Origin of the sequence: Roseixanthobacter liquoris, assembly GCF_043195135.2 — a bacterium.
GTDB lineage: Bacteria > Pseudomonadota > Alphaproteobacteria > Rhizobiales > Xanthobacteraceae > NCEH01.
The window spans coordinates 587,134-602,381 of record NZ_CM195537.1 but is presented as its reverse complement, the minus strand read 5'-3'; the positions used below and the strand labels follow the sequence as shown (position 1 = coordinate 602,381).

15 protein-coding genes are annotated in these 15,248 nt (G+C 67.9%); all 15 read left to right on the top strand.

Annotated elements, in window-relative coordinates; all coding sequences use genetic code 11:
* Positions 1-2: 2 nt before the first annotated feature.
* Positions 3-899: a polysaccharide deacetylase family protein gene (locus tag V5F84_RS02645; protein WP_394043297.1), complete on the top strand. Its 897-nt coding sequence runs from the start codon at positions 3-5 to the stop codon at positions 897-899.
* Entirely contained in the window at positions 896-1,756 is an 861-nt protein-coding gene (locus V5F84_RS02640) for a branched-chain amino acid ABC transporter permease (RefSeq protein WP_394043296.1), read from the top strand. Before V5F84_RS02645 ends, V5F84_RS02640 begins: the two co-directional genes overlap by 4 nt.
* Positions 1,756-2,742: a branched-chain amino acid ABC transporter permease gene (locus tag V5F84_RS02635; RefSeq protein ID WP_394043295.1), complete on the top strand. Its 987-nt coding sequence runs from the start codon at positions 1,756-1,758 to the stop codon at positions 2,740-2,742. The genes V5F84_RS02640 and V5F84_RS02635 overlap by 1 nt, the downstream gene beginning before the upstream one ends.
* A gap of 37 nt (positions 2,743-2,779) precedes the next feature.
* Positions 2,780-4,036, top strand: a complete 1,257-nt coding sequence (locus tag V5F84_RS02630; protein WP_394043294.1) for an ABC transporter substrate-binding protein — start codon at positions 2,780-2,782, stop codon at positions 4,034-4,036.
* 142 nt (positions 4,037-4,178) lie between these two features.
* A complete protein-coding gene (locus tag V5F84_RS02625; RefSeq protein WP_394043293.1) occupies positions 4,179-4,934 on the top strand; it encodes an ABC transporter ATP-binding protein in 756 nt (251 codons plus the stop codon).
* Positions 4,927-5,631, top strand: coding sequence for an ABC transporter ATP-binding protein (locus V5F84_RS02620; protein WP_394043292.1), 705 nt, complete (start codon positions 4,927-4,929; stop codon positions 5,629-5,631). The genes V5F84_RS02625 and V5F84_RS02620 overlap by 8 nt, the downstream gene beginning before the upstream one ends.
* Before the next feature lie 11 nt (positions 5,632-5,642).
* Positions 5,643-5,861: a hypothetical protein gene (locus V5F84_RS02615; protein WP_394043291.1), complete on the top strand. Its 219-nt coding sequence runs from the start codon at positions 5,643-5,645 to the stop codon at positions 5,859-5,861.
* The gene (locus tag V5F84_RS02610; RefSeq protein WP_394043290.1) at positions 5,858-7,273 is read left to right on the top strand and encodes an amidase; all 1,416 of its coding nucleotides are present in this window, start codon (positions 5,858-5,860) and stop codon (positions 7,271-7,273) included. Before V5F84_RS02615 ends, V5F84_RS02610 begins: the two co-directional genes overlap by 4 nt.
* Before the next feature lie 233 nt (positions 7,274-7,506).
* Positions 7,507-8,355 carry an ABC transporter ATP-binding protein gene (locus V5F84_RS02605; protein WP_394043289.1) on the top strand — a complete coding sequence of 283 codons (849 nt, stop codon included), beginning with the start codon at positions 7,507-7,509 and terminating at the stop codon, positions 8,353-8,355.
* Positions 8,342-9,193 (top strand): ABC transporter permease, encoded by an 852-nt coding sequence (locus V5F84_RS02600; RefSeq protein ID WP_394043288.1) that lies wholly within the window; start codon positions 8,342-8,344, stop codon positions 9,191-9,193. The genes V5F84_RS02605 and V5F84_RS02600 overlap by 14 nt, the downstream gene beginning before the upstream one ends.
* A 35-nt stretch (positions 9,194-9,228) precedes the next feature.
* A complete protein-coding gene (locus V5F84_RS02595; protein WP_394043287.1) occupies positions 9,229-10,209 on the top strand; it encodes an ABC transporter substrate-binding protein in 981 nt (326 codons plus the stop codon).
* Positions 10,210-10,239: 30 nt separating this feature from the next.
* Positions 10,240-10,947: a GntR family transcriptional regulator gene (locus V5F84_RS02590; protein ID WP_394043286.1), complete on the top strand. Its 708-nt coding sequence runs from the start codon at positions 10,240-10,242 to the stop codon at positions 10,945-10,947.
* A gap of 18 nt (positions 10,948-10,965) precedes the next feature.
* Positions 10,966-12,669: a thiamine pyrophosphate-requiring protein gene (locus V5F84_RS02585; protein ID WP_394043285.1), complete on the top strand. Its 1,704-nt coding sequence runs from the start codon at positions 10,966-10,968 to the stop codon at positions 12,667-12,669.
* A gap of 32 nt (positions 12,670-12,701) precedes the next feature.
* Entirely contained in the window at positions 12,702-14,210 is a 1,509-nt protein-coding gene (locus tag V5F84_RS02580; RefSeq protein WP_394043284.1) for an aldehyde dehydrogenase, read from the top strand.
* On the top strand, positions 14,210-15,202 hold the full coding sequence (locus V5F84_RS02575; RefSeq protein ID WP_394043350.1) for an amidohydrolase family protein: 993 nt from the start codon (positions 14,210-14,212) through the stop codon (positions 15,200-15,202). The genes V5F84_RS02580 and V5F84_RS02575 overlap by 1 nt, the downstream gene beginning before the upstream one ends.
* The last annotated feature ends 46 nt before the right edge of the window (positions 15,203-15,248 follow it).

Genomic DNA, 15,248 nt, shown 5'->3' with positions numbered 1-15,248 from the left:
GCATGCTGCCCACCGAACGCCTCGCCTTTTCCCCCATCTCCCGCCGGCCCAAGCTGACGCTGCCCGGCGGCGCCCGCATGGCGGTGTGGGTGATCGTCAATATCGAGGAATGGAACCCGCGCGAGACCATGCCGCGCACCGTCCTCACCCCGCCGGCCGGCGGCTCACCCACGCCCGACATTCCGAACTGGGCCTGGCACGAATACGGCAATCGCGTCGGCTTCTGGCGCATGCTGGAAGTCTTCGACGAGTTCGCCCTGCCGGCGGTACTGGCGATCAACGGCTCCGCCATCTCCAGCTACGCGCCGATCGCGGAAGCCGCGCTGGAGCGCGAATGGGAATTCATGGGCCACGGCTTCTCGCAGAAGAACATGCAGAAGGTGCCGGACGAGCGCGAGGACATCGCCAAGACCACCCAGGCGATTGAAGCCTTCACCGGCAAGCGCCCGCGCGGCTGGCTGGGGCCGGGCCTGACCGAGACCTGGGAAACCCCCGACATCCTAATCGAGCAGGGCTATGATTATGTCTGCGACTGGGTGCTGGACGACCAGCCGGTGGTGCTGAAGACCCGCACCACGCCCATCGTCAATATTCCCTACACCCAGGAATGCAACGACGTGGCGATGATGCTGATCCAGCATCACAAGGCGAGCGAATATTACGACCGCGCCATCGACCAGTTCGAGCAGATCCACCACGACAGCCGCGACAGCGCGCGCATCATGGCCCTGGTGGTGCATCCCTACATCATGGGCGCGCCGCACCGGCTGAAGCATTTCCGCAAGATCTTCGAGACCATGAAGGCGAAGGACGACGTCGCCTTCATGACCGGGGAACAGATCTACGACTGGTATCTCGGCCAGCGCCCGGACGCCCTCAGCACGGCGGTTGCGGGATGAGCGGCCTCAACGCCTTCCAGCTGCTCAACGGGCTCACCTTCGCGGCGCTGCTGTTCATCGTGGCCTCGGGCTTCACGCTGATCTTCGGCCTGCTGCGGATCGTGAACCTCGCCCATGGGGCGCTGTATCTGCTGGGCGGCTATGCGGGCTATGCGGCGGCGAGCGCCACCGGCAACTTCTTCCTCGGCATCCTCGCCGCCATGGCCGCCGTGGCGGTGACCGGGCTGGTGCTCGACCAGGGCCTGCTGCGCTTCGTGCGTGGCTACGAGCTGCGCCAGGTGCTGCTGACGCTGGGCGTCGCCTTCATCCTGAACGACATGACGCTGGTGATCTTCGGCGGCGATACCTACACGGTGCCGGCGCCGGACTTCCTGCGCGGGGCGGTGCGCTTCGCCGGCCTGTTCTATCCCAAGTATCGCCTGTTCGTGCTGGCGCTGGGCCTCCTCATCTTCCTCGCGCTCTGGCTGCTGCTCAACAAGACGCGGCTCGGCGCGCTCATCCGGGCCGGGGTGGACGATCCTGAGACGATCGAGGCGATGGGCATCAACATCCGCCGCATCTTCCTTCTGACCTTCATGCTGGGCGCGGCGCTGGCCGGGCTCGGCGGAGCGGTGGGCGGCGCCTTCCTCACGCTCTATCCGAGCGCGGATGCGGAGATCCTCGTGTTCTCGCTCGCGGTGGTGATCATCGGCGGGCGCGGCAGCCTCGTCGGCGCGGCGGTGGGGGCGCTGATCGTCGGCCTGCTGAATACGGTGGGCCAGGTGATGTTCCCGGAATTCGCCTATTTCGTCATCTTCGGGCCCATGGCGGCGATCCTCGCCTTCCGCCCGCTGGGCCTGTTCGGAAAGGCGGCGTGATGGCGTCCCCGGCTCCCAACCCCGCCCCCATTTCCCCTGCGACGCCGGCCCGCGAGGCCGGCCTGTCGCGCCTCGCCATGGGCGCCATCGCCCTCGGCGCGCTCGCGTTCGCGCTGCTGCCGCTGCTCCTGCCCACCTATCAGGTGAGCATCCTGACCGAGGTGTTGATCTTCGCGGTGCTGGCCATGGCGGTGGATATTCTCGCCGGCTACACCGGCCGCACGCCGCTCTGCCATGGCGCCATCTTCGGCTTCTCCACCTATGTGGCGGTCTATTGGACCGCGCAGATGGGCGGCTCGCCCTATGTGGGCGCGGTGGTGGGAATCCTCGCGGCGACCGGCGTCGCGGCGATTTTCGCGCTTCTGGCGATCCGCACCTCCGGGGTCTATTTCCTGCTGCTCACCCTCGCCCTCGGCATGATCGTGTGGGGCGTGTGCCTGCGCTGGACCAGCGTCACGGGCGGGGAAAACGGCCTGCGCGGCGCGGTGCGCCCGGCCGCCCTCGCCGATGGTTTCTCTTTCTATTACGCGGTGTTCGCGGCGGTGGCCGTGGTCGCCTTCGTGATGTGGCGGTTCGTGCGCTCGCCCTTCGGGCTGACATTGCGCGGTATCCGCGACAGCGAGAGCCGCATGCGTTCGCTCGGCTACAACGTGCCGGCGCACCTGTTCCTGGCCTTCACCCTCTCCGGCTTCTTCGCCGGGATCGCCGGGGCGCTCTATGCCATGTTCAACGATTTCGTCAGCCCCTCGACGGTGGGCCTCTCCCAATCGGTGGAAGGGCTGCTGATGGCCATCACCGGCGGGGTGGGCACGCTGTTCGGCGCGTTCATCGGATCTTTCGCCATCATCGGGCTGGAAAATCTCGTCAGCCTCTACACCGAGCGCTGGCAGAGCGTGCTCGGCGCGATGTTCGTGCTGATCATGATCTTCGCCCCCGAAGGCATTCTCGGGCGCATTCGCAGCTTTGTGGCGCAACGACGCCGCTGAAGACGACAATAAACAAATCCAGACAGGAGCGGGACAGATGGATCGCAGGACGTTTCTGAAATCAAGCGCCGCGCTGGCCGCCATCGGCCCCGTGGCGATGCCTTACGTCGCCCGCGCGCAGGCCAGCGGGCCGATCAGGATCGGCGTCATGGCGCCGCTCACCGGGGTGGTCGCCGCCGGCGGCCGCGAGATGGTGGACGGCTTCAACATGTATTGGGAAGAGCGCGGCTTCCAGTCCGGCGGCCGCAAGGTGGAGATCGTCGTGGAAGACGACGCCTCCAACCCCGATACCGCGCTCCAGAAGGCCCGCCGCCTGGTTGAACAGGCGAATGTGGACATGCTGTTCGGCAATCTGCTGGCCAACACCGGCCTTGCGGTGGCCAATTACGTGAAGGGCAACGGCACGCCCTATTTCATCCCGATCATCGCCGCCGACGATCTCACCCAGCGCAACCGCATCAAGAACGTGATCCGGGTCGCCGGCTATACCGCGAGCCAGTTCCCCCGTCCGCTCGCCGACTGGTGCCTCAAGCAGGGCTATCGCAAGGTCGCGACCATCAGCCAGGACTACACGTTCGGCCACGAGCAGTGCGGCGGCTTCTGCCAGACCTTCACCGAGGGCGGCGGCAAGGTGCTGGGCCAGTTCTGGCATCCGCTCAACACCTCGGACTTCAGCCCCTATCTCGGCCAATTGGCCAATCTCGGCGCCGACGTGATCTTCTGCATGGAGACCGGGGCCGATGCCGCGCGCCTGATGCAGCAATATGCGAGCTTCGGCCTGAAGGGCCAGATCCCGCTGGTGGGCGCCATGAACGTCACCGACCAGTCGGTGATCCGCACCATGGGCGACGAGGTCGAGGGCGTGGTCGTCGCCGCCCATTTCGCCGAGGGCTCGGACAATCCGCGCACCAAGGAATTCGTGGCGGCCTACGGCAAGAAATTCTCCAAGCTGCCCTCGCTCTACGGCTTCTCCATGTATTCCGGCGCCATGTGGATCGACGAGGCGCTGAAGCCGCTTAATGGCGCGACCGCCGACCGCGAGGCGTTCCTGGCTTCGGTGATGAAGACCGATCTCGTCAATTCGCCCCTCGGCACCACCGTGAAGCTCGATGCCTTCGGCAATCCGATCTACGACGTCTCCATCCGCAAGGTGGTCAAGAACGCGGACGGCAAATACTGGAACGTCCCGGTCGCGTCCTATGCGCAGGTGTCGCAATTCTGGAAATACGATCCGGAAACCTACATGAAGCAGCCGCCCTATTCGCGCGACTTCCAGGGCATCAAGAAAAGCTGAGATGCCGCGGCGGAGCCGCCTCCTCCCCCTTTGGAGGCTCCGCTTCGGCTGGCGAGAGGGGTGGGCTCTGCCCTGACGCCGACCCCTCTCGCTCCCCCCTCGCCGGCAGGTTGGCCGGCACAGAACCGAGGCGCCCCGCGTCGTGACCGATTTTCTGAAACTCGATTCCGTCACGGTCCAGTTCGGCGCGCTGCGCGCCGTGGATGACGTGTCGATCCGTGTCCGCGCGGGCGAGCGGCGCGCCATCATCGGCCCCAACGGCGCCGGCAAGACGACCCTGTTCAACGCGATCACAGGCGTCGTGCCGGCCACCTCCGGCCAGGTGATCTTCGCCGGCAAGGACGTGACCCGCGCCCCGGTGCACGCGCGCGCCCGGCGCGGCATGAGCCGCACCTTCCAGATCACCAATCTGTTTCCCAACCTCACGGTGGCGGAGAATATGCGGCTCGCGGTGCGGGGCCTCTCGCCGCGCAAGTTCTCCCTGTTCGGCAAGGATGCGCTGGATGCGGAGGAAACCCGCCGCGCCGGCGCGGCGCTGGAGATTTCCCGCCTGCACACGCGGCGCGACGCGGCGGTGAAGGAACTCTCCTATGGCGAGCAGCGCCAGCTGGAAATGGCCATGGCCCTGGTGGCCCAGCCCAAGCTGCTGCTGCTGGACGAGCCCGCCGCCGGCCTCTCTCCGGCCGAGCGCGTGATCGTCTCCGACATCATCCGCGCCCTGCCGCGCGAGCTGACCCTGGTGCTGATCGAGCACGACATGGACCTGATCCTCTCGCTGGTGGACTACGTGACCTGCCTCAACAACGGCAAGCTGCTGGTGGAGGCGCCGCCGTCTGAGATCCGCGGCAATAGCGACGTCCAGGACGTCTATCTCGGCAAGGCGCGCCACAATGCTTGAGGTCGCGGACATCCATTCCTATTACGGCGACGCCCATGTGCTGCACGGCGCCCGCCTGAATGTGGGCAAAAGCGAAGTGGTCGCCCTGCTCGGCCGCAACGGCATGGGCAAGACCACGCTCATCCGCTCCATCATGGGGCTCTCGCCTCCCAATGTGCGGCAGGGCGCGGTGCGCTGGAAGGGCAAGAGCCTGCTCGGCGTCGCGCCGCATCTCATCGCCCGCAGCGGCATCGCTTTGGTGCCCCAGGGGCGGCGGCTGTTTCCCTCGCTCACCGTCACCGAGCACCTCACCGTGCTCAAGCCCGCCAGCGCCACCCATGGCTGGACGGTGGCCAAGGCGTTCGAATTCTTCCCCCGCCTCGCCGAGCGCCGCCACAATCGCGGCAACCAGCTCTCGGGCGGCGAGCGGCAGATGCTCGCGGTCGCCCGCGCGCTGATGATCGACCCCGAGCTGATCCTGATGGACGAGCCCTCCGAGGGCCTCGCGCCGGTGATGGTTCAGCATCTCGAAGGCATCATCGGCGAATTGAAGCGCGCCGGGCTCTCCATCCTGCTGGTGGAGCAGAACCTCTACAGCGCCCTGGCGGTGGCCGACCGGGTCTACATCCTGGAAACCGGACGCGTGGTACATGAGGCGCCCGCCGCCGAGATCGCCCGCCAGCCCGAAACTCTCACCCGCTTCCTCGGCGTGCACTGAAAGGCCTCACCATGACCGAAGATGATTGGACGAGTCGCATGCGCGCGCTCAACGGCGTCACCCTCGATCCCGCGCAGGCGGCGGCGGCGCGCGACGTGGCGCTGGGAATCAACGCGACCATCGAAGCCGGCGCGCGCGAGCGGATCACCCTCGCCGATGCGCCCTGGAGCCTCGCGAGCTTTTTCGCCAGCTTCACCGCGCCGGCCCCCGAGACAAAGGCCAAGCCATGAGCGCCATGCACGAATGGGGCGTCGTCGCGACCGCCGACGCCATCGCCAAGGGCGAGGCTTCCGCCGAGCAGGTGGCCACCCTCGCCCTCGACCGGCTGGAGCGCCTGGGTCCGCGCTTCAACGCCATCATGCTCCTCACCCGCGACAGCGCGCTGGAAGCGGCGCGGGCGGTGGATCAGGCGCGGGCACGGGGCGAGACGCTCGGCCCGCTCGCCGGCGTGCCGCTCGCCCATAAGGATCTCTATTATCGCGCCGGGCGCGTGTGCACGGGCGGGTCGCTGATCCGCAAGGATTTCGTGCCGGACATCACCTCCACCGCTTTGGAGCGGCTGGACGCGGCCGGCGCGCTGGATCTCGGCACGCTGCACCTCGCCGAACTCGCGCTGTCGCCCACCGGCTTCAACGCCCAATATGGCCACGGTCTTAACCCCTGGAACACCGCCTATGGCCCGGGCGGCTCGTCCTCCGGCTCGGGCGCGGCGGTGGCGGCGCGGCTGGTGCCGGCGGCGCTCGGCTCGGATACGGCGGGCTCCATCCGCCATCCCGCCGGCATGTGCGGCATCACCGGCGTCAAGCCAACGCATGGCCTCGTGCCTTTGTATGGCGCCATGCCGCTCGCGCCCTCGCTGGACACGCTCGGGCCGCTCGCCACCAGCGCGCGGGACGCGGCGCGCCTGCTCTCCGTGATCGGCGGGCCGGATGCCCGCGACGCCTCCAGCGTGAACGCGCCTGTGCGCGATTACGAGGCTGCGCTGACGGGCGATCTCGCCGGCCGCACCATCGCGGTGCCGCGGGCCTATTATCGCGAAGCCGCGACGCCCGAGATCAACGCGCTGCTGGACGAGAGCCTGCGGGTGATGACGGACGCCGGCGCGCGCGTGATCGAAACCGCGGTGCCGGACATGGCGCTGGTCAATGCCCTCATCATGCTGGTGATGGCGGTGGAAGGCGCGAGCCTGCATCGCAAGGCGCTGGTGGAGCGGCCGCAGGACATCGGCGCCCAGGTGCGCGCGCGCCTGATGCCCGGCCTCTCCTACCCCGCGACCCGTTACGCCGAGGCGCTGATGATGCGCGCCACCATCGCCCGCGAATGGCTTGCCGCCGCCATGGGCGAGGCGGACATGGTGCATATCCCGACCTTCGCCATTCCCGTGCCGACGATCGCGGAGACCACCCAGGCGGATTTCGCCACCGTGCTCGGCAAGCTCACCCATTGCACGCGCGGCATCAATTATCTCGGCCTGCCGGCGGTGGCGGTGCCGTGCGGCTTCACGCAAAACGGCCTGCCCGCCTCGTTCCAGCTGGTCGGCCGCCCCTATGGCGAAGACCTGCTGCTGCGCGCGGCCGACGCCTATCAGCAAAGGACCGATTTTCACACGCGCATCCCGCCGGATTGCGGCGCGCTTCAGTGAAGTAGGGCCGACACCGGCGGCACGACCGCCGACACATGCGGCGGGGAAGCTTCCCCGCCGTCCGCGCCGGGAGACCGTCCCTCCAAACCGGAGGCGGCGCGCTTCGGCGCGTCTGCAAGTTGGCGAAATCTACTTTTTAATCAAGGACTTGCGTAAAATTTGGGCTTGACCAATACGGCGCCAGTCCGTCTGATGCGGACAAATATCTGATCCGATATATCGCTGAGGATGACATGTCCCGCGTCGAAATCCGCAATCTGCGAAAGACCTATTCCACCCCCGGCGGAAACCAGGTGGTGGCCCTCCAGGACTTCAGCCTGGACATTGCGACAGGGGAGTTCATCTGCCTGCTCGGCCCGTCCGGCTGCGGCAAGACCACCGCGCTGAACATTGTCGCCGGCCTGCTCAAACAGTCCGGCGGCGAGGTGCGGGTGGACGAGCGCAAGGTCACCGGCCCCGGGCCCGACCGCGCCTATGTGTTCCAGGACTATGCGCTGTTTCCCTGGCTGACGGTGGCCGAGAACGTCGCCTTCGGGCTGGAATCCCAGGGCTGGCAGAAGACGCCGCGGCTGGAGCGGGCGCGGGCGATCCTCGCTGTCATGGGGCTGGACAAATTCGCCGACGCCCATCCCAAGCAGCTTTCCGGCGGCATGCGCCAGCGCGTCTCCATCGCCCGCGCGCTCGCCGTCAATCCCAAGGTGCTGCTGATGGACGAGCCGTTCGCCGCGCTCGACGCCTTCACCCGCGCCCAGCTTCAGGACGAACTGCTCTCGATCTGGGAGGCGCTCAACAAGACGGTGCTGTTCGTCACCCACAATATCGACGAGGCGGTCCAGCTCGCCGACCGCATCGTCGTCATGACCTCGCGACCCGGCCGCATGAAGCTGGTGGTCGAGAACGACCTTCCCCGGCCGCGCGACGTGACCTCGCCGGCCTATCTGGAACGCGTCAATCAGGTGCGCGCCTCGCTCGGCGAGGAGATGGGCCTCGGCCATCACAAGACCTATCGCGGCCTCGCGGACATTCTCGGCGCCGGCGTGCCGGCTCCGGCGCAGGAAGGAGCAAGCCATGTCGCCAATTGATGCGACCCCCGCCGCCGTCACGGAACGTGGCACCCGGCCCCTGATCGACCGCCTGCGCGGCCCGCGCGCCACGCGCTTTGCCCATGCGGCCGTGGGATATCTGTTCCTGGTCGGCGTGATCCTGCTCTGGCACCTCGCGGCCACCAGCGGCATCTATCCGCGCCATCTCCTTCCGACCCCGGCGGAAGTGGCGCAGGCGGTGCGCGAAGCGTTCGACGACGGCGACCTGATCCACAATGTGACGCGCTCCCTGGAGCGCCAGGTGGTCGGCTATGTGGCCTCGGTGATCGTGGGCCTGCCGCTCGGCCTCGTGGTCGGCTGGTCCCGCTGGACGCAGAGCGCGTTGCAGACCACGATCCGCATCATCTATCCCATCCCCGGCGTCGCCTGGGTGCCGCTCGCCATCCTGTGGTTCGGCCTCGGCTTCAAGTCGATCATCTTCGCCATCTTCATCACCGCCGTGTTCCCGATCCTGGTGAACACCGCGGCGGGCGTCGCCGCCATCGACGAGCAATATATCCGCGTGGTGAAGGTGTTCGGCACCCGGCCGCTGCGCGCCTTCGTGCGGGTGGTGATCCCGGCCGCCATGCCGTTCATCCTCACCGGCCTGCGGCTCGGCTACGGCACCGGCTGGCGCGTGATCATCTCCGCCGAGATCCTCGCCGCCACCGACGGGCTCGGCTTCATGATCGACAATGCCCGCTGGCAGCTGCGCCCGGACCTCGTGATCGGCGGCATGCTCATCATCGGCATCGTGGGCCTGCTGGTGGAGACCGTGTTCTTCGACTGGCTCGAGCGCCGCACCATCGGCCGCTGGGGCATGCAGCGCACCGACTGACCCCTCCCTTCCAGAGCAGAACAGGAAAAGCCGACATGACAAGGCACGGATTTTCGTTCCGACCCGGGCGGTTGATCGCTGCCCTCTCGCTATGCGCCGCAACCCTGTTCGGCGTGGCGCAGGCGAGCGCCGAGCCCTATCGCCCGCGCATCTTCGCCGGCTATCCCGGCTGGGATCACCTGATGCCCTTCCTCGACGAGGAATTGGGCATCTGGAAAGCCTATGGCCTCGACCCGATCTTCGACAGCGGCTCCTCCCAGCGCGTGAGCCAGGTGCTCCAGACCGGGGAATGGGACGCGGCCTATACCCAGATCGCCACCGCCCTCACCTATCGCGCACGGGGGCTGCCGATCATCATCGCCGGCGCCTCCAGCTACGGCTCGGCGACCGTGGTGGCCCGCAAGGACCTCGCCTCCGACAAGGACATCAAGAATTTCGGCATCGTGCGCCAGCTCGACACCATGCACCTGCTGGCCGCCGAGCACATTCTGCCGAGCCACGGCATCGACCCCAAGGGCGTGAAATTCATCCAGGTGCCCCCGCCCGAGGCCGGCATCGCCCTCGAGCGCAAGGACATCGACGCCTATTACGTCTACGAGCCCTATGCCTCGCAGATGATCGAGAAGGGCCAGGCGAAGCTTCTGTGGGACTGGCGCGAGGTGTTCGCCAACGGCCAGATCTACCGCAACGCCCTGGTGCTGAACGAAGACTTCATCAAGGCGCACCCGGAAGAAGCGCGCAAGGTGGTATGGGCGCATCTCGCCGCGCTCGACATCATCCAGAGCGATCCCAAGCGCGCCGCCGAAGTGCTCGCCCGCCGGGCCAAGACCAGCGTGGACGAGGCCATGCTCGGCTACACCAAGGCGGGCTGGGACCAGCGCACGATCCCCGAGGATTTCCTCAAGCTCACCGAGGACGACCTGCTCAAGTGGAAGGTGCTGCGCGCGCCGGTGGATCTCAAGGCGGCGGTGGATTTCTCGCTCCAGCAAGGGTACCGCCCGCCCGACGCGAAGTGAGCGGATGAATCCCGAGCGAGGACGACCACCATGGGCCTGACCGACGGCGAAAAGCTGCTTCTGGGCAGCATTCCAAGCCGCAAGGAAGCGGTGCTGCACGTGCTGCGCACCGCCATCATCGAGGGGCGGCTGGGACCCGGCGCGCGCCTGGAACCGGACCGCATCGCGGCCGACCTCGGATGCAGCCGCATGCCGGTCCGCGAGGCGCTGAAGGTGCTGGAGGTGGAGGGTCTCGTCACCTGCTATCCGTTCCGCGGCACCGAGGTGTCGCAGCTGCGGGCCGAGGAGGTGGCGGAGCTGTTCGCCATGCGCACCGCCCTCGAATGCCTGGCGCTCACGCGGTCCGTCCCCAACCTCACCGACCAGGAGATCGCCAAGATGGGCGAGATCCTGGCCACCATGGATGCCCCGCAGGACCGCGCGCGCTGGCGCGAGCTGAACCAGCGCTTCCATTCCATCATCAATGCCGCCAGCGGCTGGCCGCGCCTCGTGGAACAGATCGACGTGCTGCGCCGGAACGTGGAGCGCTACGTGCGCATCTGGGTCGACGCGGAAGGCTACGAGACACCCCAGCGCCAGCACTGGGCATTGTACGAGGCCTGCCGCGCCCGGGACGTGGGCGCGGCACAACGGGTGCTGACGGAGCATTTCCGCGACACCGCCGACATGGTGCAGCGGGTGGCCGCCGAACGCGCGAGCGCATCTGCCGCCCCGCCGCACCCCGCCGAGACGCTCTGACTTTTCAAAGGACCGAACATGCCGACAGTCGCGGAATGGTTTCTGCGGGGCCTCGCGCTCCATGACGTGGACGCCATCTTCATCAATCCCGGCACCGATACGCCGGCCTTGCAGGAAGCCTATGCCAGCCTGACCCACCAGCAGGTGAAGCTGCCCAGGCTCGTCACCTGCCCGCACGAGGTGATCGCCTGCGCGGCGGCGCAGGGCGCCTATCTCACCACCGGCCGCGCCCAGGTGGCGCTGGTGCATGTGGATGTCGGCACCGCCAATGCGGCCGGCGCCCTCAACGATGCCCGCGCCTCGCAGATCCCGGTGCTGCTGTGCGCCGGCATGTCGCCGTCGGCGCTGGATTCCTCGGTGCCCGGCGGGCGCTCGAAATTCATCAACTGGCACCAGGACGTGCCGGACCAGCACGCCTTGGTGCGCAACTACACCAAGTGGACGCAGACTATCTCCGTGCCCGCCGCCATCGGCCCGGCGGTGGATCGCGCGTTCCAGATCGCCAATTCCGAGCCGCAGGGCCCGGTCTACATGGCGTTCCCGCGCGAGACGCTGATGAGCGAGGTGGAGGACGGCGGGCTGATCGGCCCCGCGCGCATCCGCTCCGTGCGCCAGGGCACGCTGTCGCTGGACGAGGCGGAGGCGATCGTCGAACGCCTCATCGCCACCCGCAATCCGCTGCTCGTGACCGCCTATGTGGGCCGCACGCCGGAGCTGCGCCGCGCCTTCGTGGAGCTGGCGGAACTCACGGGTGCCGGCATCACCGAGTATCGCGGGCGCTTTAACGCCCCGCTGGAACACCCGCAGCACCTCGGCTTCAACCCGGAGCAGCAGGTGGTGGACGCCGACCTGATGGTGGTGGTGGACCACGACGTGCCGTTCGTGCCCGCCGATCTCACCTTGCAGGATGACGTCCACATCATCCACATCGGCAATGATCCGATCCAGCAGCGCTGGACCACCTGGGGCTTTCCGAGCGACACGGTGCACAGCGTGAACGTGGGCCGCGCCCTCGATGCCCTCATCGCCGTCGCCCGCACGCACAAGGACGATCCTCGCATCGCGGCGCGCAAGGCGCAGATCGCGGCGCGCCATGAAAAGATGATGGCGGATCGCGACCAGCGGCGCGCGGCGGCGCTTTCCGGCGGCGCCATCTCGCCCATGGAAGTCGGTGCGATCCTCGCGCGCCTCGCCCCCGAGGCGATGGTGATCGAGGAGGCGGTAACCTCCGGCAATCCCTTCGCCTATGGCTTCACGCCCGGCGAGGAGGGCAGCTATTACCGCAATGGCGGCTCCTATCTCGGCTGGGCGCTCGGCGCCTCGCTGGGCGCGAAGCTCGGCGATCCCGCCCGGCTCGTGGTCACCGTGGTCGGCGACGGCGCCTTCATGTTCGGCGCGCCGACCCCCGCCCTCTGGGCGGCGCGGCAGAACGGCGTGCCGCTGCTGGTGATCGTGCTGAACAACGAGAGCTATAATTCGGTGGTGCTCGCCTCGCGCCAGGATTTCCCGAACGGCGCGCAGGAACAGTTCGGCCACGTGGGCAGCCTGCTGCCCCAATCGCCCGCGTTCGAGGCGCTGGCGGAGGCGTGCGGCGCCTTCGGGCGGCGCGTCACCCGCATGGAGGATGTGGAGCCGGCGCTGCTCGAAGCGCTCGCGGCCGTCCGCTCGGGCCGCAGCGCCGTGCTCAACATCATGACCGAAGCCTCGCGGCGGCCGCTCTGAGCCCGTCGCCTTCCCAGATCGAGGAGAGTGCCATGTTCACCCCCGGTGGAGCGGAACCGCTCGGCCTTTACATCAACGGCGCCTATGTGCCCTCGGCCTCGGGCCGTGTGCTCGACGTGCGCAACCCCAAGAACGGAACCCTCGTGGGGCGCGTCGCGGAAGGCGATGCCGCCGACATCGAGCGCGCCGTCCAGGCGGCGGAAGCTGCGTTTCCGGTCTGGTCCGGCCTCTCGGGGGCCGAGCGCGGCGACATCATGCATCGCGCCGCGGCGATCCTGAAGGCGCGCCTGCCCGAGATCGTCGGCATCGAGGTGGACCAGATCGGCCGCGCGCGGCGCGAGATGACCGCCCAGCTGGCGCGCCTGCCGGAATGGTTCAGCTATTTCGGCGCCGTCGCCCGCACCCATGAGGATACGGTGCCCCCATTCGGCGGCAGCTATCTCAACTACACCCGGCGCGTGCCGCTCGGCGTGGTGGGGCATGTCACGCCCTGGAACCACCCGCTGCTGATCCTGGTGAAGAAGGTCGCGCCCTCCATGGCGGCCGGCAACACCATGGTGGTCAAGCCGAGCGAGCTGGCGCCCATCACCCCGCTGCTGCTCGCCGAGGTGTTCAAGGAAGCCGGCGTGCCGGACGGCGTCTACAATGTGGTGCCGGGCTTCGGCGGCACCGCCGGCTATGCCCTGACCACCCATCCCCGCATCAAGAAAATCGACCTGACCGGCGGCACGGAAACAGGCAAGGCGGTGGCCGCGCTCGCCGCGCAGAACCTCACCAAGGTTTCCGCCGAACTGGGCGGCAAGGCCTCGGTGGTGGTGTTCGGCGATACCGATGTGGACCGGGCGGTCTCCGCCACCCTGTTCGCCTCCTTCATCGCCGCCGGCCAGACCTGCGTGCAGGGTGCGCGGCTGGTGGTGCACCGCTCGATCCACGACGCGGTGGTGGAAAAGCTGGTGGCGCGCGCCAATGCGATCCGCATCGGCGATCCCCAGGACCCGGCCACCCAGATGGGCCCCCTGGTCTCCGAGAAGCAGCGGGCGCTGACCGAGCGCTATGTGAACATCGGCCTCGCCGAGGGCGCGACGCTCGCGGCCGGCGGCAAGCGGCCGGAGGGCGGGGCGTTCGAGGCCGGCTTCTTCTTCACGCCGACCATCTTCACCGACGTCACCGATGAGATGCGCATCGCCCAGGAGGAGATCTTCGGGCCGGTGGTGTGCGTGCTGCCGTTCGAGACCGAGGCGGAGGCGATCGCGCTCGCCAACGGCACCATCTTCGGCCTCGCGACCTCGATCTGGACCCGCGACCTCTCCCGCGCCCACCGGGTCGCCCACGCCATGCAGAGCGGCATCGTGTGGATCAACGACCACCACCGCATCGACCCCTCTTCCCCCTGGGGCGGGTTCAAGATGAGCGGCATCGGGCGCGAGAACGGCCTGATCGCCTACCAGGAATACACCCAGATCCAGAACGTGATCGTCAACCTCTCCGATGCGCCGTTCGACTGGTACGCGGAAGACGGTGTCGAAAAGAGGTATTCGTGATGCGTATCGACATCCACAGCCACGTCATTCCCCCGCGCATTCTCGACGCCATCGCCGCCGATCCCAAGGGATTTGCGGCGCGCATCGAGGGCACGGGCGCGCAGCGGCGGATGGTGCACGAGCAGGGCTATATCTATCCTTTGTTTGAGGAATTCATCGACCCCGCCGCCAAGCTGAAGGTGATGGACCGCAAGGGGCTCGACCGCTCCATCGTCTCCACCGCCCCGCCCATGTTCTATTATTGGGCCGAGCCGGAGCTGGCCGCCACCGCCGCGCGGCTGGTCAATGACGGCATCGCGGAGATGGTCGCGACCGCCCCGGACCGCCTGCGCGGCATGGCGAGCGTGCCCATGCAGCATCCCGAGCTGGCGGTCGCCGAGCTGGAGCGCGCGGTGAAGACCCACGGCTTCCGCGCGGTCGAGATCGGCACCACCATCGAGGGCGTCCAGCTCGCCGATCCGCGCTTCCGCCCGTTCCTGCGCAAGGCGCGCGACCTCGGCGTGCTGGTGTTCATCCACCCCTATTATGTGGGCGCGAAAGCCGGGCTGGAGGCCTATTACCTCACCAATCTCGTGGGCAATCCCGTCGACACCACCGTCTCGCTGGCGAACCTGCTGTTCTCGGGCGCGCTCGACGAACTTGCGGGATTAAAGCTGCTGGTCGCCCATGGCGGGGGCTATCTGCCCTATCAGATCGGCCGCCTCGTGCACGGGCAGAAGGTGCGCGCCGAGCCCAAGGCGCTTACCACCTCCTCGCCGCGCGACCTGCTGCGCACGCTCTATTTCGACACCATCCTGTTCGATCCGCAGGCGCTGCGCCATCTGGTGGACGTGGTGGGTGCCGATCACGTGGTGCTCGGCACCGACGCGCCGTTCGACATGGGCGACGAGACGCCGCTGGAGAGCCTCGCCGCCGTGCCCGGCCTTTCGGATGCGGAGCGCGAGCGGATCGGCGCCGGCACCGCCCTGGCCTTGCTGGGCGAGGCGGCCTGACCCGCGCACAGTCTTGAACTCGTCAGGTCTGAACGAAAACGCGGCC